The sequence below is a fragment of the Bacteroidota bacterium genome (genome assembly GCA_018816945.1).
GTDB lineage: Bacteria > Bacteroidota > Bacteroidia > Bacteroidales.
The window spans coordinates 37,613-61,515 of record JAHIVC010000015.1; the positions used below are offsets into that span (position 1 = coordinate 37,613).

Genomic DNA, 23,903 nt, shown 5'->3' on the forward strand with positions numbered 1-23,903 from the left:
AATCAAGATTTCGACATTTATCCGCCTTTGGCGGAAGCTCAATCTGACTGATTAAAAAGACTTTTTGGACAGCCCCTCGTATATTAATTATAGTATCAGATTCTTTTTTATCTGTATTTCAAAGAAACCCTTCCATCCGAAGTAGTTAGGCTAACAGGAATCCCGCCTCCTTTAACTCGCCCTTCAATTTTATGTTTGCCTCTGCTTCCTGAAAAGTCTGAAAATTCGGTGTAAATATTTTCGCCTCTCAGATAAATATCCATCCCAAGATTATCAGGTATAACCACATCAATGTTCCCATCGCTGGTGCTTAATTTAAGTTCTCCTTTTAAATGGATCAATTCTCCTTTGATGCTTCCATCAGAAGTACTTCCTTTTAAAGAGCCACTTAATTCATGAAATTCAATCGATCCGTCTGAAGTTCCAACCTGGGTTCTTCCTTCTACATTCTCTATGTAAATATCACCATCACTTGTCTTACAAAATGTATTTCCTGTAATGCTAACTGCTGTAATATCACCATCACTCGTGCTGAGATCTGTTTCTCCATTAATTTTACGTGCTTTGATATTCCCATCGGAAGTATGTGCATATACGGAGCCGTCGATATTATAAACCTCAATATTTCCATCACTTGTCTTGCAAATTTGATCGCCGATAAAACCACCAATATCAATGCTTCCATCTGAAGTTTGTAAATCACCTAAAGTGTTTATTGGTGCAAATACTTCGAATGAAACATCCAGACGGTTTCGCCAATCCCGCCAATTTTGATTGCGATGCCGAACACGAATTTCAATTCTATTGCCACTTTGATCCACAATTAAATCCAGTTCTCTTTCCAGTTCAGTGCGATCAATTCTGATAAAATGATTGTTTTTCTTCACAATAAAATAGACCTCAACCGTATTTCCATCGTAAGGGGTTAAATGTATAAATCCATCACTGGTTACCAGTTTTAGCTGTGTTTCGCCATTTACCTTAAATACTTCTTTAAAAGAGTAATTAAAGTTTTGGGCAATCATTGATGTAACTGATAATAATAAGGATAGACTTAGAATCACTAATTTTTTCATATCAATATGTTTTTTGTACAATCATTTGACGCCCTTGGGCCTAAAATGTTACACCCAAAGCTGATCAATATTTAGTTTTCTGAAATTTAATAAAAACGGAAGTGGAAATATTTTTATTCGTTTTTTAATTGTTCGAACTGCTCTTCAGAAATTTCCTTACCATGATTACAGATTGAACAATGATAAAAATATTTTGTTTTATATGGAAAAACCGGGAGGAAGAACAATGAGAAATGATCGGTGGTTTTGGTGATGAACCAACGGGAGTTATTATTGCAGTGATAGCAATGCTCCGTTTTTGTTAACTGATATTGCTTTTTATGTTTATCGCCAAATCCGAAAATTACAAACATTTTTTTAATGATTATTTTTGAATGATTAATGAATAATGTTCACAAAAATAGAATTAATCTACATTTAACTAATCATTGACCATTAATCATTTTTCATTATTTTAGCATACCTAAAAAAATAACCATGCTCAAAAAGAAAAGAATTCCGCACACCTACGTAATCGTTTTTTATATCATCGTTATCGCTGCAATTTGTACCTGGTTTGTTCCGGGCGGTGAGTTTCAAAGAGAAAAGAAAATTTTACCGGATGGTTCAAGCAAAACGGTGATCGTTCCCGGATCATTTCATTACATCGATAGTGAACCCCAAACCTGGCAAATCTTTTCATCCATCTTTGATGGGTTTGTCGATAAAGCTGATATTATCGCACTTATACTGCTTATAGGTGGATCCTTCTGGATTATGAATGCCAGTAAAGCCATTGATATTGCGATCTTGTCTTTTTTGGAGTTTACCAAGAAACTGGAAAATGTAAAACTGATAAAAGCCATTGGTGTAAATAATATAGTATTAACCATGATTATGCTCATGTTTAGTACATTGGGGGCAGTTTTTGGGATGAGTGAAGAAACTATCGCCTTTGTGATTATTTTCGTTCCCTTGGCAATTAGCATGGGCTATGATTCTATTGTGGGTGTGTGCCTTTGTTTTGTTGCGGCAGGATTGGGATTTGCAGGTGCCATGCTAAATCCATTTACCATTGGAATTGCACAGGGTTTGTCTGATGTACCTTTATTCTCAGGATTAGAATATCGATTCTTTTGTTGGATTGTCATCAATTTTGTTGGAATAGGATTTATCTTAACTTATGCAGCTAAAATCAAAAAAAATCCAAAAAAATCTTTGGTTTATGAAGAGGACCAAATGTGGAGGGACAGGGCAGCCGAAGGTATCGGTGAGGCAAGCAGCCGTGCTTCAATAGCAGCCTGGATCACCTTTATCGGAATTTTAGTGGTGATGACAATTTATAGCTTCTCCCATACCTGGACGGTATTAAGTGTTGGAGGGGCAGATTCAAGCCTGAATTGGCCAATCATTCCAATTCTAACTGTTTTATTCGCTTTAGGCGGAGTGATGTCTTTACGAAAGTCGGCCCAGCTTTTTGTCCTGCATTTATTGATCTTCACTATTTTCTATCTTATTATTGGAGTAATGGGCTACCAATGGTATATCATGGAAATTTCGACTTTGTTTTTGGTGATGGGATTGGCCAGTGGAATCGCCATGAATTACAACCCGAACAAAATCGTAAAACTATTTATCGATGGATCTAGTGATATTTTATCTGCGGCTTTTGTTGTTGGCTTAGCAGGAGGTATTATCATCATCCTACAAAATGGGAAGATCATTGATTCCATGTTGTATTCGGTTGCCGAATCCATGAATAACCTGGGTAAGTTTGGATCTATTAGCGTCATGTATGGGATTCAGAATTTAATTAATATATTTATTCCTTCAGGATCAGCAAAGGCTGCTTTAACCATGCCTATCATGGCTCCATTTTCTGACCTGATCGGCGTTTCCCGACAGGCCACCATCATGGCCTACCAGTTTGGTGATGGATTTACCAATATGATTACCCCAACCTCCGGAATTTTAATTGGCGTTTTAGGAGTAGCTAAAATCCCGTATGAGAAATGGGTGAAATGGGTTACTCCTCTGATGATTATTCTAATAGTATTAGGACTACTGCTTTTGATACCTACAGTAACGATGGATTTAAACGGATTTTAATATGGCAAAACTTATCAAGGCTCCAACAATTATTGAAGCCGCAGGCAACAAACCAAAAATCATTCAGGAGTTTATCGGCAGGGTAAATTCCAACACTAAGGATTTAAGTATTGCCCGAATGCAAAGCCCACAAGGATGGGTTGAGCCCGGACAAACTCCCGAGTTTGACGAATACACCGTGGTTTTAAAAGGGATTCTCAATGTTAAAACTAAAACCAAAAATTACGAGGTAAAGGCCGGATCGGCCATCATTATTGAAAAAGGAGAGTGGGTACAGTATTCAACACCCACCGAAGGAGCTGAATACATTGCAGTTTGTTTGCCTGCTTTCTCCCCGGACACCGTGCATAGGGATAAGTAAATCTGCTGTTTTGTATTTCAATTCTATGTTTTCGTAGAATGTTTGCAAAACTATACCTGTGCCTAAATCTTAATTTCTAAATTTACTCTCAAATTAAAACCAAACCCTATGAAACGAATTATTTTATTGTTCGCCACCTTTTGCTTTTTAATGATCTCGAATTTTTCAAATGCCCAGCAGCTTGAACTGCCCAGGATTTTAAAATGGCTGGATGACGAAAATTATCTGGAATTAAAAACGGAAGCCAAGGTTTCCAAAGTGTATAAAGTAAATGCTAAATCCGGCAAATCTGTGTTATTTGAAGATCTGAGTTATGAAGATGTTGTTAAAAAGAATCTTCCTGAAGGCTTTACTTTGGATCGCGCTGCGATAACTACCGAAGACTATAAAAGTGTTGCATTGATTAAGGATAATAATCTTTATTATTATTCCCGGATTAAAAATAAGTTTAAAGCACTAACCGACAATCCATCAGCAGAGGTAACCCCAGAGTTTTCTCCTGATGAAAACAGAATTGCTTTTACCCGCGATCATGATCTATATTATATAGATATTGAATCAGGGCTTGAACATCGACTTACCAATGATGCAACCGATGTAATTTATAATGGGTATTCATCATGGGTTTATATGGAAGAAATTTTGGGAAGAGCTACCGCACATCAGGCATTTTGGTGGTCGCCCGACAGCAAAAAAATTGCATTTCTTAGATTCGATGACACTAAAGTTCCAATGTTTCCGCTTTATCGTGCAGATGGAATTCATGGCGAACTTGAACTTACACGTTATCCAAAAGTGGGTGATCCAAATCCGGAAGTAAAATTAGGAGTTATTGATCTGGAAACTAAAAAACTTACCTGGTTCGATTGTAATTGCGATGAAGATAAATACATTGCATTTCCTGTCTGGACCAATGATTCAAAGAAATTCTTTTATCAAACCCATAACCGCGAGCAGAACAATTTGAAAATTTATCTTGTAGATCTGGCTAGTGGCGAAAAGAAAGAAATCTACAACGAAAAACAAGAAAAATATATCGAGTTTTATACCGATTTGTATTCTTTAAAAGATGGAACAGGTTTTATTGTAAGAAGTGATAAAAGTGGATGGAATAATTTATATCATTACACTTTAGAAGGGAAACTCGTTCATCAAATTACGAATGTAAATTGGAGGGTAAATGGTATTGATAATGTAGATGAGAAAAAGGGCGTAGTTTATTTTATGGGAACAGGCGAAAAATCAATTGAGAATCATCTTTTTAGTGTAAATATGGATGGGAGCAAATTAACGCAACTGACCAAAGAAGCTGGAACACACCGTGCCATGATTTCGCCAAACAATCAATATTTTATCGATACCTATAGCAATATTAGCACTCCCACCCGAAGAGAATTATTCAAAGCCGATGGTAAATTTGTGCGCTTTCTTGGAGCCGATAAAGGTGCTGATCCTGCCAAAGGAGAAATAGCTAAAGTTGAAATATTTACCATTCCTAACCCCGATGGTTTTGACATGCCTGCCTGGTGGGTGCTACCCGAAGGATTTGATCCTGCAAAAAAATATGGAGTTGTGTTCCAAATTTATGGGGGTCCTGACAGTAAAAATGTGAACAATCGCTACACCAATCCGCAAGAGAATTACCTTACAGAAAATGGGATTATCCGTTTTGCTGTTGACCATCGAGGTTCAGGGCATTTTGGCAAAAAGGGCCTGAATGAATTTTACGGTCATTTGGGAAGCATCGATATTCAGGATTATATTGTGGCAGTAAAATGGTTGATTGCACAAGGTTTTGTTGATGAAACTAAGATTGGCATCACCGGCGGAAGTTATGGCGGATACATGACCGCTATTGCCTTGACCAAGGGTTCGGATTACTTTACGCATGGTTTTGGGAGCTCTGCTGTTATTGATTGGCGATTGTACGACAATGTTTATACCGAGCGTTATATGGGCACGCTTGAAAAAAATAAGGATTTGTACGAAGCCGGAAATGTAAATAATTTCGCCGATCGTTTAAAAGGTAAATTATTTATGATTCACGGAACCATGGACGATAATGTTCACATGCAAAATATTATACAATTTGTTGATACCTTGACTGAGTTGAAAAAAGATTTTCAATTCATGTTATATCCAAATGGGCGACATGGCTGGGGCGGCAACAAAAGGGTTCATTCAACAAATTTACAGAAGCAGTTCTGGTTGGATAATTTAACTCCAGATAAATAAAAGTAAAAAAGGCTCCAAATTTGGGAGCCTTTTTTTGAGAAATTAAATCTGGCGGGCATTTCGATACGTTCAGCAATGCGGAACACTCAATGCCCTTTTTTCAATGCACCCTGAGTGAGGAAAAGGGATGGCTTCCCATTTGGGAAGCCATCCCAAGAACAACTTGAATTTTGACTTCTCCCATTAAGGATTTTGACTTCTCTCATTCCGGGTTTTGACTTCTCTCATTCCGGGTTTTGACTTCTCTCATTTTGGGGTTTAACTTCTCGTGCTAGGCGGAATTACAAATTTCGATTAAACTGTCTAAAAAACACAACTCAGCGAAGCTAAATCTCTTTCAACCGAATAATCATCAATCCAATTTTGGATGTTGCTTATGACTTGAGAAACTTAATATTAACGAATAAAAGGATGTACTTATTTAATATAATTGGAAGCATCAAGTTTTGTAACGGTCCAGTCGTTGAAAAAACCAATCAATTTCTTTTTGTCGTATGATTTTTCAAGCTCAAGATAAGCAGAATTTTGGGTATGGATTCTTTGCCCATCCTGATCTAAAATTACAATAACCGGAAACCCTAATCTTTGAGGAAATTCTAATTTCGACAGCACGGGCATATTGGTATGTTCCTTATCGTAGTTCACTTTAACCACCTCGTAATTATCATAAAGTGCAGCTTTTATTTCAGCATCTTCGTTAATAAATTTATTCAGTCGCAAGCACCATGGGCACCAATTGCCTCCAATAACAATCAATACATGTTTGTTTTTTTGTTTTGCCATTTCAACGGCTTTTTTGATATCAGCAGCAGCATCTGCATTTTCATCATAAACTTTTTCGGTCTGTGCTTGTGCAAATAGTAAAGTCATTGCAAACACCAATGTTAGTATAATTTGCTTTTTCATAGCTCTCTTTTTTATTCATGGCGAATTTAATACAATTCTTTATTCTATCAATATGATAAAAATCATTGTGAAATAATTAACAATATTTTGGTTGCATTTTGATTTAAGGAAATATTTTATTGTAACTTTGCAGCCATTTTTGACGGAAACAACATATTATTAAAGAATTGTGAACTAAAAAATATGAATTCAAAAGAAACAAATTCCAAAAAATTATTTCAGGAATTTCCTTCTGTATCAACCTCCGAATGGGAAGACATCATCATTAAAGACCTGAAAGGAGCTGATTACGATAAAAAGCTCGTGTGGAATACCAATGAAGGAATTAAGATAAAACCGTATTATCGTGCCGAGGACCTTGAAAACATTCAGCATATGGGTTCTTACCCGGGTGAATTTCCTTATGTAAGAGGTAATTCGACCGATAATAATAACTGGTTAATACGTCAGGATATTATTGTCGACGATATAAAGGAAGCCAACGAAAAAGCATTGTTTGTGCTCGGCAGAGGGGTAGAATCAATCGGGTTTATTCTTACTGAAATTTTATCGGTTAAAGAATTCCGTGCTTTACTTATTGGGATAATTCCAGAGGTAGTAGAAATTAACCTCATTTGTGCTTCTCATTTCAGCGAGGTTCTGACTAATTTCATTGCTGCCCTAAAAGAAAAAAAGGCGAATTTAAGCGAGGTGAAGGGTTCGATTACATACAATCCATTGACCGATATGGTTTTAACGGGCATGAGTGCCGACTTGCGTGAAGCAAAAGAAATCATGGAATTAACCAGTAATCTGCCGAAATTCAGAACATTGGTAGTGCATGGTAGTATTTTTCATAATTCAGGGGCTTCGGCTGTTGAAGAATTGGGTTTTTCATTGGCTACTGCTGCCGAATATTTGAATCAACTTACAGAAAAAGGAATCTCAATCGATGAACTTGCCCCGAAAATGAGATTTGATTTTGCAGTAGGGGGTAATTATTTCATGGAAATTGCAAAAATACGTGCAGCAAGAATGTTGTGGGCAAAAATGGTGGCTGCTTATTATCCAAAAGATTTAGAAGTTGCAAAGATGTTTGTTCACTCAACCACATCCTCCTGGAATAAAACCGTTTATGATCCTTATGTAAATATGCTCCGTACAACTACCGAGGCTATGTCGTCGGTGATTGGAGGAACAGATTCATTAACTGTTAATGCGTTTGACGAATCTTTTCAAACTCCTGGTGAATTTGGTGAACGCATTGCCCGTAACCAGCAATTATTATTAAAGGAGGAATCCTATTTAGATAAAGTAGCAGATCCTGCAGCAGGTTCATATTATATAGAAACTTTGACTGCTTCTATTGCTGAGGAAGCATGGAAAATTTTTCTGGCAACAGAGGAAAAAGGTGGTTTTATCGAAGCCTTGAAAGCCGGTTTTGTTCAGGATACCATTTATGCTACTGCTCAAAAACGAGATCAGGATATTGCAAATCGCAGGGAAATTTTTCTGGGGACCAACCAATTCCCGAATTTCAATGAAAAACTGGAGTTGAACCTTGAAGAAGATATCTTTGAAGCCGCTGATTTTAGTTCTCAAAAATCGAGGAATAAAACCCTAAAACCTTATAGGGGTGCCCAGGCTTTTGAAGCCTTACGTTATAAAACAGATCTGTTTGCCAGAGAGAATAAGCGTCCCCTGGCATTTATGCTTACTTATGGAAATGTTGGCATGCGTAAAGCAAGAGCAACTTTCGCCAGCAATTTCTTCGCCTGTGCAGGTTTTGAGGTGATGGATACCAATGGTTTTAAATCAGCCGAAGAAGGCGTAAAAGCAGCTAAAGCAGCCAAAGCAGAGATCATTGTTGTTTGTAGTTCAGATGAAGAATATACAGCGTTGGCACCGGCAGTAAAAGCCCTTTCCGGAGATGAAATCGTTGTAGTAGCCGGATATCCAAAAGAAATTATCGAAGATTTGAAAGCGATAGGCATTCAACATTTCATTCATGTAAAATCGAATGTGTTGGAAACGTTGAAACAATTTCAGGCTGAGTTGGGGATTAAGTGAGCTAAGATACAAGACGCAAGACACAAGACGTTAGATGCTAGAAAACAGACAATAGAGATGCATAATTTTTTAGAATTGAAGGTATGGCAGAAGTCCAGAGAATTGGTAAAGAAGATTTACCAGTCAACGGTTGATTTTCCAACCGTTGAAAAATTTGTCTTGGAATCCCAGATTAAAAGATCTGCGATATCAATTTCTTCAAATATTGCTGAAGGAGCTGGCAGAGAGACATCAAAAGAGTTTAGTAGGTTTCTAGATATCGCCTCCGGATCTGCTTTTGAACTTGAGTCACAAATTATACTTGCTTTGGATTTAGAGTTCATCAATCCGAAAGCTGGAGAAACGCTGATAAATGACATTAAAGAAATACAAAAAATGATAAATGGATTTAAAGTTTCGTTGATCAAGTCTTGATACCCTGCCTGCGGCAGGCAGGTTGCATCTTGATACTTGAGTCTAAAAAAATAAATCATGAAACCAAATTATAAAGAAATTAACATCAAGAGTCAGGAAAAACAATCAATGACGGCAAGCGGATGGGAAAAAGCAAACCATATTGCAAACGATTGGAAAACTCCTGAGCAAATCGACATAAAAACAGCTTTCACCAAAGCCGATTTGGAGGGCATGGAGCATTTGAATTATGCTGCCGGAAAAGCACCATTTTTGCGTGGGCCATACTCTACCATGTTCGTAATGCGACCATGGACCATTCGACAATATGCGGGATTTTCTACAGCAGAAGAATCCAATGCATTTTATCGCAGAAACCTTGCTGCCGGTCAAAAAGGCTTATCCGTTGCATTCGACCTGGCCACTCACCGTGGTTATGATTCCGATCATGAAAGGGTGGAAGGCGATGTTGGTAAAGCGGGGGTAGCTATCGATTCGATCCTGGATATGAAAATTCTTTTTGATCAAATCCCTTTGGATAAAATGTCGGTTTCGATGACCATGAATGGTGCGGTTTTGCCTGTTTTGGCATTTTATATTGTTTCAGGCTTGGAGCAAGGCGTTCCATTGGATCAATTAAGCGGAACCATCCAAAATGATATTTTGAAGGAATTTATGGTGCGTAATACCTACATATATCCTCCTTTACCATCTATGAAAATCATAGCAGATATCTTTGAATACACTTCTAAAAATATGCCGAAGTTTAATTCGATCTCCATTTCCGGTTACCACATGCAAGAGGCTGGTGCAACTGCTGATATTGAATTGGCTTATACCTTGGCCGACGGATTAGAATATTTGAGGGCAGGGGTAAATGCCGGAATGGACATAGATACATTCGCCCCTCGTCTATCATTTTTCTGGGCTGTTGGGATGAATCATTTTATGGAAATAGCCAAAATGAGAGCTGCCCGAATGCTTTGGGCGAAGATTGTTAAACAGTTTAATCCAAAAAATCCTAAGTCAATGGCACTTCGAACCCACAGCCAGACTTCAGGTTGGAGCTTAACCGAACAGGATCCATACAATAATGTGGGACGTACTTGTATCGAAGCAATGGCTGCGGCACTTGGTCACACCCAATCATTGCATACCAACGCTTTGGATGAGGCCATTGCTTTGCCAACTGATGCTTCAGCGCGTATTGCACGAAATACACAGATTTATATTCAAGAAGAAACCAATATTTGTAAAACGGTCGATCCTTGGGCAGGTTCTTATTATGTTGAAAAATTAACCCATGAAATCGCACATAAGGCGTGGGAACTAATCGAAGAAGTTGAAGCGTTGGGCGGTATGGCAAAAGCGATTGAAACAGGATTGCCAAAAATGCGTATAGAAGAAGCATCTGCAAGAAAACAAGCACGTATTGATGCAAAAAAAGATACGATTGTTGGGATCAACAAATATAGATTGGATAAACAGGATCCCATCGAAACCTTGGAGGTTGACAATACGGCGGTTCGTTTATCGCAAATTAAGAGATTGAAGAAATTACGTGCCGAACGAAATAATGAAGAAGTTGAACTTGCCTTAAATGCAATTACTAAAGCTTGTGAAACAGGTGAAGGAAATTTATTAGCTTTGGCAGTTGATGCAGCTCAGAAAAGGGCTTCGTTAGGTGAAATTTCAGATGCATGCGAAAAAATATTTGGGAGGTATAAAGCCGTGATAAGATCAATTTCAGGAGTATATTCATCAGAATCGGGTGATGACGGGCAATTCAAAAAAGCCTGTGAAATGGCCGATCAGTTTGCCGAATTGGAAGGTCGTCGCCCACGAATTATGATTGCCAAAATGGGCCAGGATGGTCACGACCGAGGCGAAAAGGTTGTGGCAACAGGTTATGCCGACATGGGATTTGATGTGGACATCGGTCCATTGTTCCAAACACCGGCCGAATCGGCCCGCCAGGCTGTTGAAAATGATGTGCATATATTGGGCGTATCAAGTTTAGCCGCCGGACATAAAACTTTGGTTCCTCAGGTAATTAAAGAACTAAAAAAATTAGGTCGTGAAGATATCATGGTAATTGTTGGAGGAGTAATCCCTGCTCAGGATTATGAGTTTTTATACAAGGCTGGTGCCGTTGCTATTTTTGGTCCCGGAACCGTGGTTTCCGAATCCGGCATTAAGATGCTGGAGATTTTGATTGATTCAAGAAAAAGATAGATTAATAATTATATTATTGAAGATAAGCAGCTCTCAAGAAATTGGGGGCTGTTTTTATATAAAGACAGAAGATGTTAGCAAATAGCCAAAAGCTAAAAGCCAACTGCCAAATTTTGTAACTTAGCAAGAATGGAAAATCCTATCAAACAACTATCTCCTATTTTTGGATAAAATTATGCAATGAAAGGAAGAGGAGAAACCATCAAAGATTATCAGGAGCGCATTAACAAGGTGCTGGTTTATATCAGCGAACATCTGGATGAAAAACTGGAACTTGAAAAACTGGCTGCAATGTCAAATTTTTCTGTATTTCATTTTCATCGGATTTTTAGGGCATTCCTGAATGAGCCACTTGGAACATTTGTAACGCGTTTACGATTGGATTATGCAGCAAAATTATTGGAATTTGGTACCGACCCGATAAGTGAAATTGCATATAAAGTTGGATTTGAGGTTCCTTCTTCTTTAAACAAAGCTTTTAAGAAACGATTCGGCGTTACACCTGTGGAATTCCGTGAAACAAAAAAGGCTTTGATCCCTTTCGATTTTATTCATTTAAACAGTAAGGCTATGGAACTAAATTTAAAACCACAGATTAAAGAAATTAATGAGAAAAAAGTAATTTATGTTCAAGCAATTGGCAAATATGCTGATTCGGCGGGAAAAGCATGGGATCAATTATGCGAATTCATGAAGCAGGAAAAATTATTTACGTTTGGATTAGAAACTATTGGAATTGGACATGATGACCCCAGTGTGACCGACAGTGATAAACTTCGGTATGATGCATGCATGACTATAAAAAAAGATGTTCAACCAAAGGGAAACATTGGCGTGAAAGTCATTGCCGGGGGAAAGTATGCCATCTTCAAATACAAAGGTCCTTATACCAATCTTGAGCAGGTTTATAATTATATTTTCAAGAATTGGTTACCTGCTTCAAATTATGAGTTAGAAGATAAGCCATGTTTTGAAAAGTATTTAAACAATCCCGAAAAACATAAACCTGAAAACTACAAAACACACATCTATGTGCCATTGAAATAGAGCTTGGTCAGGATTTTTCGACAATTGATATCCCCAAAGAATTAGGAGGATGGCAGCCATAAATAAAAGGATGCCATCCCTAATGTCTGTACTTTATAAGAGTGCTACGTATTATTTCTTCCACAGGTACTTTGTTATTTCGTAATTTTATACTTCCTATTTTAAAAATCGAAACCCATGAAATTTCTCAAGAAGTTTTTTAAGTGGCTGGCAATTATTCTTTTTAGTTTAGTTGTTCTGATGTTTGTCGTTCCAATCATATTTAAAGGGAAATTGATCAAATTAGCCAAAATCGAAATCAATAAAAATGTTAATGCAACAGTTGAATTTGGTGATTTTAGCCTTAGCCTGTTCACAGCTTTTCCTAATGCCAATTTTGTTATGCATGATTTGAGCATAAAAGGATTGGGCGATTTTGAGATGGATACGCTATTGCAATTTAACAAGTTAGAGTTGAGGGTTGGATTGTTCAGTTTGGGGTCGAACCAATTGAGTATTAGTTCTATTTTACTTGACCATCTTTCCATTAAAACCAAGGTTTTAAAAAATGGGCAAGTGAACTGGGATATTGCAAAAGAAAGTACGGCAACCACCGGCAATGAGCAGGAAGCTTCAAGTTTCAAACTGAATTTAAAGCGGATCAAAATCAATAACGGCGAATTTGTTTATGATGATGAGGAAATGAACTTACTTACCCAAGTAAAGGACATTCAGGGAATTCTTTCGGGTGATATGGTTGCTGACATTGCTAACCTTCGGGCAGAGATTTCTTCAAATGATTTCACGCTTACTTATGGCGGAATAAATTATATAAGCAGTGCCAAAATAGAAGCGAAGGGCGGAATTGAAACCGATCTGGCTAATTCAAAATACACTTTTACCCAAAACGAAATTTTACTGAATGATTTGGCTCTGCTTTTTAACGGAAGCATCGAAATGCCGGCTGAAGATATTACGATAAAATTGGACATTGTTGCAAAACAAAATGATTTCAAAAGCTTTTTATCGATGATCCCTGCTATTTACAATAACAATTTTAAAGATATTGAGGCCACTGGCACGATGGGAATAAATGCCAAAATAGAGGGCGTTTATAATGAAAAGCAGATGCCGGGTTTCGAGGTGGCATTAAATATTGATGAAGGAATGTTCAAGTACCCCGATCTACCCGGATCGGTTAAAAACGTGAATGTTGATTTAAACATAAACAATAAGGATGGAGTGATGGACCACACGATAATAGATCTCAGAAAACTGCATCTTGATTTTGCGGGTAACCCCATTGATGCGCAATTGTTGGTTATAAATCCGATGAGCGACCCCAATATTAGCGGTATGTTAAACGGAAGGATTGATCTGGAGAACCTTAAAAATATCATTCCATTAAAAGAAACCGAATTGAAAGGAATCATTAATTCTGCAGTTGATTTTAAAGGAAAAATCTCATCAGTTGAAGAAGGGAATTATGCCGATTTTTTAGCAAGTGGGGAGATTAAGGCTAATGGACTTTTCTATAAAAGCACAACACTTCCCGAAGGTTTAGCCCTAAACGATGCCTTACTTGAATTCAAACCCCAATATCTTGATCTCAAATCATTTGATGCACAATTCGGGAAAAGTGATTTTCAAATGAAAGGGAAAGTTGAAAATTATCTGGCTTATTTTTTTAAAGATGAAGCCTTGAAAGGAAATTTCACTTTTAGCTCAAATCTTCTTGATTTGAATGAATTAATGGCCGCCAATAGTGATGAAGATCAGCAGGATTCACCAGTAAGCGTTTTTGAAGTTCCGGCGAATATTGATTTTACACTTTCATCAACCATTAAAAAAGTTTTGTACCAAAAAATTGAAATAAATGATGTAAAAGGAAGTATTGCCGTAAAGGATTCAAAAGTTGAGCTGAAAAATGTAATGATGAATATGCTTGACGGAAACATTACAATGGATGGATTTTATGAAACAATCGATATTGCCAATCCTAAAATAAATTTTAGTTTGGGGATTAATGAAATCGATCTGGGAAAGACGTTTAAGAATTTTAATACCTTTAAACTCCTTGCTCCGATTGCGGAAAACTGTCTGGGGAAATTTTCGGCTAGCATCAATAATTACAGCTGTATATTGAAAAACAATCTGATGCCTGATTTGAATACCATCAATGCCAATGGAAAAATCAACAGCAAAAACATTCAACTCAATAATGCGGCTATTTTTAATCAAATTAGCAGCTTGCTGAAATCCGACGACTATAAATCTTTTAATTTGAAAGACCTCGTATTGAGTTTTTTAATTAAAGACGGGATGGTTGAAGTGAAGCCATTTGTTACAAAAATCAAAAACACGACAACAACTATCAGCGGGTATCATGGAGTTGACCAAGCGATTAATTATAATTTGAAATTTTCAATTCCCCGTTCAGATTTTGGTGGGGCAAACCAGGTGTTAACCGATCTTCTTTCGAATGCGGAAAGTACAGGTTTGGATTTTAAAATGGCTGATTTTATTGATATAAATGCTGCAATTACCGGAAGTATCACAAACCCGAAAATCACCCTTGATTTGGGAAAAGCAGGACAAAGCATCGTAGCAAATGTTAAGGAGCAGGTAAATGAAAAAATAGATGCGACTAAACAGGAAGCAATTCAAAAAGCACAGGATCAGGCCGATAAAATAATGGCCCTAGCCAATGAAAAAGCTTCACAATTAATCGCGATTGCAGATAGCAGTACCGCACAGATTAAAAGGTCGGCTAAAATTTTGGCTGACAAAGTACGATCTGAAGCAGAAACTGAAGCAAAAAAAATAGAAGAAAAAGCCGCTGGGCAAAATGAGTTATTACAAATAGCTGCTAAAAAGGGTGCCGACATAGTTCGTTCGGAAGCTGAGAAGAAGGCTGTAAAAATTGAAGAAGAGGCTGCTGTAAAAACGGATCAATTAATGCAAAAAGCAAATATTGAAGCCGATATTTTAAAGAATAAAGCAAAGAATGAAGGAGATGCTTTAATCGAAAAAGCGAAAGGATTGTAATTTCTAGAAATAGTTTTACAAATGTTTTAAATCATTTCCAGCCTGCAGTTAGAACATAACAGATTCTTATAATATGGATTATCGGTTTAAGATTATCTCTCTTTTATTTTTATCTTTAAACCTTTAAATTAATCTAATCTTCAACTCTCATGAAAAACCTAATCCTTTTCCTATTCGCATTTCTGTTTCTTCAAACCCAGGCACAAATCCTTTTAGAAAAAGAACGATCTGAAATCAGGGATGAAATGATTGAGGATCGTTTGGTCAATCTCCTGCCACAATTAATGGATCGTGCGGATATCGACATGTGGATAATCATGTCTCGTGAATATAACGAAGATCCTGTGATTAGAAGCATGCTACCCTCCAAATGGTTTGCCGCTCGCAGAAGAACGATGCTGGTTTTTTATAGAGATAAAACAAATAATCTGACTGAGCGATTAGCCGTTTCGACTTATGATGTTGGAAAGCATATAAAAACAGCATGGGATAAAAATAAGTTTTCCAATCAATGGGATGCATTAAGAGATATTATTGTGCAGCGAAACCCTAAAAAAATCGGCCTGAATTTTTCAGAACACACTGGAATTGCTGACGGACTGGTTTTGACAGATTACAATGAATTAATGATGGTTTTACCGGATGAGTATCAATCGAAAATAGTTTCAGCTGAAAATTTAGCTATCGCCTGGATTGAAACCCGAACTCCCAAAGAAATGAAATATTTTACCCAGTTAGTTGGAATCACACATCAGGTTATTGCTGAAGCATTTTCCAATTCAGTGATAATACCGGGTAAAACAACCACTGAAGATGTACAATGGTGGATTAGGGATAAAATTACAGCGTTGGGTTTAGAAACATGGTTCCATCCTACTATTGATATTCAGCGTTCAAATGCTAAATTGGAAAGTTTTATAAATGTATTCACAAAGGATAATGGTGGAGAAGTGATCGTACCCGGAGATTTATTGCATTGCGATGTTGGCATCCAATATCTGGGTTTGAATTCGGATGTACAGGAGCATGCCTATGTTTTAAGACCAGGTGAGGATGAGGTGCCTGAATTCTTGCTATCGGCCATGGCTAAAGGCAATCGCTTACAGGATATATTTACTTCCAATTTTATTACCGGGAAGACTGGGAATGAAATCTTCTTTGCATCAATAAAACAGGCCAAAGCTGAAGGAATTAATCCATCCATCTATTCTCATCCATTAGGTTTGTATGGGCATTCGGCCGGAGCAGTATTTGGGATGTGGGATCAGCAAGACGGTGTGCCTGGCACGGGTGATTACCCCTTGTTTGAAAACACAGCTTATGCCATCGAGTTAAATGTGAAAGTATTTTTGCCTGAATGGGATCGGGAAATCCGCATCATGCTTGAAGAAGATGGCTTCTGGGCAGAAGATGGTTTCAGGTATATCAATGGACGTCAAACAGAGATTTTTAAGATTTATCCACAACAGTAAAATCTAAATTTCATTTTTAACTTTTTATTAACAATCTTTTATTCAAAGGGTTGAATATTTTTGTTATTTTTACTCATTCTAAATAATGATATTTAGGAACAAAAGAATTAACAAATTTTAAAAGTATAGAAAATGAGAAATATTAAATATATCATTCTGTCGTTGATTGTATTTGGCGCAGTCAATCTAATGGGACAATCACAGCAAATAACCGGCGAAAAGGTCAGTATTAAATGGACTGGAAATAAAGTTGGGGGTTCGCATTATGGAACAATTGATTTGAAAGAGGGGAATTTGAAATGGGATCATGATCAAATTACTTCTGGTAAATTTGTAGTGGATATGCAAAGCATTAAAAACATTGATTTAACTGATGCCGGATATAATAAAAAACTGGTTGACCATCTTAAGTCATCTGATTTTTTCGGAGTTGAAGAATTTCCCGAGGCGGTATTGGAGATAACCGAAGGCACTGTTTTGTCAATAAACAAATATAAACTAATGGCAAACCTGACAATCCGCGGAATTACGCATCCAATTGAATTTGATGCTTTAAAAGAGGGTGATAAGTTGATGGCAAAATTAACGATAGACAGAAGTAAGTACGAAGTAAAATACAGGTCAAAATCATTCTTTCAGAATCTAGGGGACAAATTAATTTATGATGATTTCACACTCGAAATCGTGGTTACTAAATAAATATTAATCTTATCAGTCAGGGTATAACGCTTCATAGGGTTAACATAGAAAAAATTAATGAAAAGTTTTGTTATGAAGAATCCGGAACTAATTACTCCGGATTTTTTATTTGTATTCCACAAAAGCTTAAAGGAGATGCTTATTCAAATATTTGCGTATTGATATAAACATAAGCTTCGCTTGACAAATCTCAATCAACTAATTCGGATGACTTGTCTATATTTGTACTACAAAGATCGGATTATGTTCACTAAACAATCAACCCGTCGGAATATTACTTTAATTATTGCTTTTGCAGTATTCTGGGTATTTTTAGGGGGATTGCTTAATTTTCATGCGAACAGAATTTTGGGTACCGAACTCACTGATCATGCCTATCCGGCAATAAAACCCAAAACCAAAGAGAATACATTTCAAGTTTCCGATATTACAAAAGCAGCAAATCATCTTGATTTTTTTACCCTAACAAATAATTTCGATCTATCCAATTTATTGCTCCCGACAGCGCTTGTTAAAAAGCAGGAAATTGCAGTGGCTATCGTTCTAGAAGTTAGGCCTTACCAGTTCGGCTTACGGGCCCCTCCTTCACTATAAATTTCATAATTATTTTGTTTAGGCTATCCTAAATGAATACTTGCTTTGCATAAAAAGCAAATAGCAGAATTGTATTTAAGAAATTTAATAGTAAACAAATTGATCATCAGTCAGATATAATAAGAAATAAATCAGGTATGGCTTTTATGTCGTAGTTTAAGCCTGCCTGATTTCATTCGTCGATTATTGAAATAATGAAAATTACACTACATAATTCGATGTTATTGAGATAAGAACTATCTCAAGCTTGGGTTAACACTATTTTTACTGACGGTTGTTTATTCGGGGATGCAAGCACAATGGCTTGCATCCTTTTTTTATTCGTGAAACTCAGATTTCAAAAACAGCCTGTCCCGCAGTTTATGCGGGATAGTGAATTGAAATCTGTAAGATGAACGAATCCCGATGTAGTCGGAGGGTATAATACCCCGCAGCTCTGCTGCTGAATTTGTTTCTCCCGAATTCTCGGGACTTTGGGGTTTCATACCCGTGATTGATCGAGGTTATCCTGAATAATCAACATTTTAGAATTTAACTCATAAGCTGTCAATTTCCCAAATCCTTCTTTGTTTTTGAGGTAAACACCATTATCAAGATTTATACTCAGTGTATCTTCATTCTGAATGGATTGACGAATAACATCAATGTGAACGGGTACATGCCCGTGAATAATCAAGCGCTTGCCAATCTTCAATGGATCAACATCAAAATCGCGGGTCCAAAGCATATCGAATATATCTTCAAAAGGATCTTCAATTTTGAAATTTAATCCTGCATGAACTAAAATGTGTTTTTTTAAAAGGATATAATTTTTTAAGCCTTTGATCCAATCTGAATATAAAGTTGGGATTTTGTTCATCTCAATTTCCCCAAAGCTCTGCATAAATTTATCACCTCCGTGCGCGAACCATTCACTTTTAAATCTATTTTTGCGGCCAAACTTTATAAGTTGCTTTCGTGAGGGCTCATGATCAAGTGCCCTTAAAAAATATTCTTCATGATTTCCTTTCAAATAAGATGTTTTGTATCCATCATTTTTTAAGGACATCAAATAATCGATAACTCCTTTTGAATCTGGTCCACGATCAATGTAATCGCCCAGAAAATACAATTCATCTTGTTTTTGGGGCTGAATTTGGACCTTAATTAATTGCTTCAATGATTGAGCGCAACCATGAATATCCGGGATGACCCATTGTTTTATCATGAGATAGACTTCCGAGAGTTTAATAATACTAAAGTTAAATGTAAAAATTCTACCTTTGATAACAAATATATTTAATAAAAGAATTACATAATGAAGAATACGAAACGCTTAATTTTGATCATTCTGGATGGATGGGGATTGGGGAAAAAAGATAAAGCAAATGCGATATATAATGCAGATACCCCATTTTTTGATTCGCTTATGAAGGATTATCCAAATTCAAAATTGCTAGCATGTGGTGAGAGTGTCGGGTTACCGGATGGTCAAATGGGGAATTCGGAAGTTGGTCACCTGAACATAGGTGCCGGTCGAAAAATATATCACGATTTAGTGCGCATTAATAAGGAAATTGAATCAAATGACATAAAAAGCAATAAGCAGTTAAATGAGGCTTTTAGCTATGCGCTTAACCAAAAGAAAAAACTCCATTTTGTGGGTTTGGTATCTGATGGTGGCGTACACTCTTTGGACATGCATTTATATAAACTTTGCGAATTGGCTTCTGATTTTGGGTTAAAAGAGGTTTTTATTCATGCAATCACTGATGGTCGTGATACAGATCCCAGAAGCGGATATGGTCTTATCGAATCATTACTAAAAAACATCAGTGGTACAACTGCTAAAATTGCAAGTTTAATTGGCCGATATTATTCGATGGATCGCGATAAAAGATGGGAAAGGATCAAAAAAGGCTATGATCTTATGGTTAAGGGACAAGGAGAGAAATCAAGGGATATTCTAAATTCGATTCAAAAATCTTATGATAACGGGTTGACAGATGAATTCATTGTTCCCATAGTAATGGTTGATGAAAATCAGAATCCTATTGCACAAATTAAAGAAGGCGATGTGGTGATCTGTTTTAATTTCAGAACTGATCGTTTACGACAATTAACCATTGCGCTCACTCAGGAAGATTTTCCGGAGCAATCAATGAAAAAGTTAAACCTGAAGTATTATACCATGTCGAATTATGATAAAAGCTTTAAAGGGATTCAGGTAATTTATGATAAGCAGGATGTTTCTAATACTTTGGGCGAAGTTCTTGCTAAGAATGGGAAAAAGCAATTGAGGATTGCAGAAACCGAAAAATATGCACATGTCACTTACTTCTTTTCAGGTGGTAGAGAAGCATTATTTGATGATGAAGAGAGAATCATGGTTTCATCGCCAAAAGTTGCTACTTATGATTTACAACCGGAGATGAGTGCTCCTGAAGTAGCTGATAAAATCGTTGTAGAATTGAATAAGCAGAAATTTGATTTTATTTGCTTGAATTATGCCAATGGCGATATGGTTGGCCACACCGGTATTTATGAGGCTATTTTAAAGGCAGCTTCAACAGTCGATAAATGCTTGCAAAAAACCGTTGAAGCAGCACAGGCTAATGATTATAGTATTATTGTAACAGCTGATCATGGGAATGCTGATCATGCATTAAATGAGAATGGTACTCCTAATACGGCACATTCATTAAATCCGGTGCCATGTATTTTAATTGGCGAAGGTGATGTTGTAATCAAAGATGGTGTTTTAGCTGATTTGGCTCCAACAATTATAAAGATACTAGGCATTGAACAACCGACAAACATGACCGGTTCAAGTTTAATATAAGATCATCAGTTGAAACTCCATATTAATACGACTGGTTTAATTCGGCATTTATATCCCAAGCAGTTAATTTGGGAAATGCCTGACTATGACAAAAAGATTTATCTCACATTTGATGATGGCCCAACCCCTGATATAACAGATGTACTGTTAGATATTTTGAAGGATTATGGAGCAAAAGCAACGTTTTTCTGTTTAGGTAAAAATGTTGTGGAGAATAAGATTTTATTTGATCGAATCCGGAAGGAAGGGCATCAGATTGGGAACCATACCTGGGATCACCTGAACGGGAAAAAAGCAGAAATCGGTGAATATATTGCTTCGATAAGTAAAACACAAGAGATAATTAATTCAAAACTATTCAGGCCACCCTATGGGAGGATCACAAAGGAGCAAGCAAATCTAATTTCAAATAAATTCAAAATTATCATGTGGTCGGTATTAAGTCGTGATTTTGACCTAAAGCAAAGCAAGGAAAAATGCTTATCTACGGTGCTAAAACATACCAAAGCCGGATCAATCATTGTATTTCATGATAGTATGAAAGCCTCAAGCCAAATGCTTTATGCTGTGCCAAGGGTGTTGGATTATTATCAAAAAAAAGGATTTGAATTTTCGACCATTAATGATGAACTGGTATAATTAGCAGGATGGACGATTTAAATCAGATACGGATAATATTTCGACTTAATACTAACGGATTTTTTCACATCTTTGTAAATATATTTAAAGAATATTGAACACACTTCAAAAAATATACCTGATCATTTTTATGCTTTCGTTGGCATTTATTGTAACTCAGTGTGCCAATCCTGTTGCTCCACAAGGAGGTCCAAAAGATGAAACACCGCCCAGAATTCTTGAAATGGATCCACCAAATTATTCAACCCTGTTTAATGGCAAGCAATTAGCGGTTAGTTTCAACGAATATGTTAAGCTAAATAATTTAACCAATCAGTTAATGATTTCGCCTCCTTTATCAAAAACACCTCGCATCAAAATAAAAGGCAAATCTGTCATAATTGAAATTGATGAGCAATTAAGAGATAGTACAACCTATACTTTCTTCTTTGGGGATGCGATTGTTGACATTACAGAGTCGAACCCAATCAAGAACTTTGAATATGTTTTTTCTACAGGTACTCTGTTGGACTCAATGGCAGTGAAGGGAAAAGTGATGGATGCTGCAGACATGAAACCCAAAGATGGGGTTGCGGTTTTATTATACATTCCGGATGTTGATAGTATCCCGAACGATTCACTTCCAATTTTAAGCCGTCCCGTATATGTTTCACGAACGAATAAAGAGGGTGAGTTTGAATTAAATAATTTAAGAAATATACCCTATAAGATAGTGGCCCTTTCTGATAAAAACAGCAATTATCTTTACGATCTGCCCAATGAGGAAATTGCATTTTCAGATACCCTTATCATACCTGCTTTTTTAGGGCGAAAGGTTTATAAATCAGCAACTGACTCAGTGAAAATGGACAGTACCAAATTTGAAAAGCCAAAAGCTAAAGATGCGGAAATTGGATTATCAAAAAGAGAGGTACTCAGTGGCTCTGATTCAACCGCAAACACGTTAATTCCTCAACAGAATGTCAATCCAAATTATAAACCAATAGAGTTGTTTATGTTTATTGAGGTCGATTCTACACAGCAGATCATTGAATCTTCGGTTTCAAAGGGTTCACTTATAACTTTTCGACTTAAATACCCATGTAGCGAATTCCAGATTAACCCTTTAAATTTCTTTCCAATCTCATCGTGGAATCAATTAGAAACGAATAGAACAAATGATACTATTTTGTGTTGGGTGCATCCTGATATGCCGGATTCACTTCAAGTTGAATTTGTAGCCGATTCAAGAATACTTGATACTTTGGATTTTGTTCTAAATAAGGTAAATCCGAATGCAAAGATTGATACAACCAAGATTCAACGCTTGAGTTTCAATACTAATATTTCAGCTGGCAAGATAGGTCTAAATAAAAATCTGGTTTTTGAAAGTGAATATCCTTTGGTAAATTATGATTTTTCGGGAGTTAGTTGGTTTGAAGATACTTTAGTTGGAACGCCTCCAATCGTTTTTTCAAATTCAGTGAAAAGAATTTTCTCCTTTGATCGTGTGCTGAATGATAAAGTAAAATACAAACTTATCATTCCTGACTCTGCTATGATGGATGTTAAGGGCAGAATAAATGACAGCATCATCCTTGAGTTCGAAACACGTAAAAAGGAAGAATATGCTACTATTGTCATTAAAACTATACTTAGCGATACAACCCAACAATGGATAGTTCAGCTTATGGATGCTCAAGATTTAGTAGTTGGACAGAAAATTGTTAAACCAAATGAACCTCTCACCTTCGACTACATTTTACCAGCGAAATATAAATTAAGGGCCATTTTAGATGAGAATAAAAATGGCCGCTGGGACACAGGTAATTATATGATGCACAGGCAAGCCGAAAAAATCCTGGTATTTAATACTGAATTTGACGTGAGAGCAAATTGGCTGACAGAGCAAAACTGGGAATTGAAATAATGCTAATCTTCGTTACAACGATTGATGCATTCAATAATTTCAGTTAAGCTAATATTTTTCAAAGAATAAAAAATCTTTTTGCCTTCTCTTTTTGAGACTAAAACACCTTTATTTTTTAGGATGTTTAAGTGGTGAGATGCCGAGGCTTGTTCAATTTTTAACTTTTCGTAAATTTCAGTCACACTTAATTTTGGGCTATCGTTGAGTAAATCTAGTATTGCAATTCGCATTGGATGAGCTATTGCACGTAGTTTACTGGCAGCCATTTCTAGTTTGTTGATGTCGATTAATAAGTTTCCCATAGTTTTAATGTTTTTGACAAAATTATGAAATAATATACATCAATTCCAAC

The 23,903-nt window shown here is 36.6% G+C and carries 19 protein-coding genes; 14 read left to right on the forward strand and 5 right to left on the reverse strand.

Going from position 1 to position 23,903, the window contains the following annotated elements; genetic code table 11:
* Window positions 1-107: 107 nt before the first annotated feature.
* Both KKG99_02625 and KKG99_02630 read right to left on the reverse strand, forming a co-directional pair.
* Window positions 108-1,076, reverse strand: a complete 969-nt coding sequence (locus tag KKG99_02625; protein ID MBU1011875.1) for a DUF4097 domain-containing protein — start codon at window positions 1,074-1,076, stop codon at window positions 108-110.
* 113 nt (window positions 1,077-1,189) lie between these two features.
* Window positions 1,190-1,429, reverse strand: a complete 240-nt coding sequence (locus tag KKG99_02630) for a zinc ribbon domain-containing protein (GenBank protein ID MBU1011876.1) — start codon at window positions 1,427-1,429, stop codon at window positions 1,190-1,192.
* 124 nt (window positions 1,430-1,553) lie between these two features.
* Between KKG99_02630 and KKG99_02635 the strand changes: the two genes are divergently transcribed.
* The 3 genes from KKG99_02635 (at window position 1,554) to KKG99_02645 (ending at window position 5,760) form a co-directional block, all read left to right on the forward strand.
* Complete coding sequence (locus tag KKG99_02635) at window positions 1,554-3,164, forward strand: AbgT family transporter (protein ID MBU1011877.1); 1,611 nt, start codon at window positions 1,554-1,556, stop codon at window positions 3,162-3,164.
* A gap of 1 nt (window position 3,165) precedes the next feature.
* On the forward strand, window positions 3,166-3,525 hold the full coding sequence (locus tag KKG99_02640; GenBank protein ID MBU1011878.1) for a cupin: 360 nt from the start codon (window positions 3,166-3,168) through the stop codon (window positions 3,523-3,525).
* A gap of 108 nt (window positions 3,526-3,633) precedes the next feature.
* Window positions 3,634-5,760: a S9 family peptidase gene (locus KKG99_02645; GenBank protein ID MBU1011879.1), complete on the forward strand. Its 2,127-nt coding sequence runs from the start codon at window positions 3,634-3,636 to the stop codon at window positions 5,758-5,760.
* A 417-nt stretch (window positions 5,761-6,177) separates the two neighbouring features.
* On the opposite strand, the gene KKG99_02650 is transcribed toward KKG99_02645, so the two are convergent.
* Complete coding sequence (locus KKG99_02650) at window positions 6,178-6,666, reverse strand: thioredoxin family protein (protein ID MBU1011880.1); 489 nt, start codon at window positions 6,664-6,666, stop codon at window positions 6,178-6,180.
* 183 nt (window positions 6,667-6,849) lie between these two features.
* Between KKG99_02650 and KKG99_02655 the strand changes: the two genes are divergently transcribed.
* From KKG99_02655 to KKG99_02690, 8 genes are all read left to right on the forward strand, one after another.
* Window positions 6,850-8,715 carry an acyl-CoA mutase large subunit family protein gene (locus KKG99_02655; protein ID MBU1011881.1) on the forward strand — a complete coding sequence of 622 codons (1,866 nt, stop codon included), beginning with the start codon at window positions 6,850-6,852 and terminating at the stop codon, window positions 8,713-8,715.
* A 57-nt stretch (window positions 8,716-8,772) separates the two neighbouring features.
* On the forward strand, window positions 8,773-9,129 hold the full coding sequence (locus KKG99_02660; GenBank protein MBU1011882.1) for a four helix bundle protein: 357 nt from the start codon (window positions 8,773-8,775) through the stop codon (window positions 9,127-9,129).
* A gap of 57 nt (window positions 9,130-9,186) precedes the next feature.
* Window positions 9,187-11,343, forward strand: coding sequence for a methylmalonyl-CoA mutase (gene scpA, locus KKG99_02665; GenBank protein ID MBU1011883.1), 2,157 nt, complete (start codon window positions 9,187-9,189; stop codon window positions 11,341-11,343).
* Window positions 11,344-11,523: 180 nt separating this feature from the next.
* Window positions 11,524-12,390: an AraC family transcriptional regulator gene (locus tag KKG99_02670; protein ID MBU1011884.1), complete on the forward strand. Its 867-nt coding sequence runs from the start codon at window positions 11,524-11,526 to the stop codon at window positions 12,388-12,390.
* A gap of 177 nt (window positions 12,391-12,567) precedes the next feature.
* Window positions 12,568-15,417 carry an AsmA family protein gene (locus KKG99_02675; protein ID MBU1011885.1) on the forward strand — a complete coding sequence of 950 codons (2,850 nt, stop codon included), beginning with the start codon at window positions 12,568-12,570 and terminating at the stop codon, window positions 15,415-15,417.
* Window positions 15,418-15,566: 149 nt separating this feature from the next.
* Complete coding sequence (locus KKG99_02680) at window positions 15,567-16,889, forward strand: M24 family metallopeptidase (protein MBU1011886.1); 1,323 nt, start codon at window positions 15,567-15,569, stop codon at window positions 16,887-16,889.
* Between the two features lie 189 nt (window positions 16,890-17,078).
* Window positions 17,079-17,588, forward strand: coding sequence for a YceI family protein (locus tag KKG99_02685; protein MBU1011887.1), 510 nt, complete (start codon window positions 17,079-17,081; stop codon window positions 17,586-17,588).
* A 243-nt stretch (window positions 17,589-17,831) separates the two neighbouring features.
* Window positions 17,832-18,182: a hypothetical protein gene (locus tag KKG99_02690; protein ID MBU1011888.1), complete on the forward strand. Its 351-nt coding sequence runs from the start codon at window positions 17,832-17,834 to the stop codon at window positions 18,180-18,182.
* Window positions 18,183-18,663: 481 nt separating this feature from the next.
* On the opposite strand, the gene KKG99_02695 is transcribed toward KKG99_02690, so the two are convergent.
* A complete protein-coding gene (locus KKG99_02695) occupies window positions 18,664-19,389 on the reverse strand; it encodes a serine/threonine protein phosphatase (GenBank protein MBU1011889.1) in 726 nt (241 codons plus the stop codon).
* A gap of 90 nt (window positions 19,390-19,479) precedes the next feature.
* On the opposite strand from KKG99_02695, the gene gpmI reads away from it, so the two are divergent.
* From gpmI to KKG99_02710, 3 genes are all read left to right on the forward strand, one after another.
* Complete coding sequence (gpmI, locus tag KKG99_02700) at window positions 19,480-21,003, forward strand: 2,3-bisphosphoglycerate-independent phosphoglycerate mutase (GenBank protein MBU1011890.1); 1,524 nt, start codon at window positions 19,480-19,482, stop codon at window positions 21,001-21,003.
* Window positions 21,004-21,078: 75 nt separating this feature from the next.
* Window positions 21,079-21,642, forward strand: coding sequence for a polysaccharide deacetylase family protein (locus KKG99_02705; GenBank protein MBU1011891.1), 564 nt, complete (start codon window positions 21,079-21,081; stop codon window positions 21,640-21,642).
* Window positions 21,643-21,736: 94 nt separating this feature from the next.
* The gene (locus tag KKG99_02710; protein MBU1011892.1) at window positions 21,737-23,551 is read left to right on the forward strand and encodes an Ig-like domain-containing protein; all 1,815 of its coding nucleotides are present in this window, start codon (window positions 21,737-21,739) and stop codon (window positions 23,549-23,551) included.
* Between the two features lie 2 nt (window positions 23,552-23,553).
* Here the strand turns inward: KKG99_02710 and KKG99_02715 are convergent, their stop codons facing one another.
* Window positions 23,554-23,853 (reverse strand): metalloregulator ArsR/SmtB family transcription factor, encoded by a 300-nt coding sequence (locus KKG99_02715; protein ID MBU1011893.1) that lies wholly within the window; start codon window positions 23,851-23,853, stop codon window positions 23,554-23,556.
* Window positions 23,854-23,903: the final 50 nt, after the last annotated feature.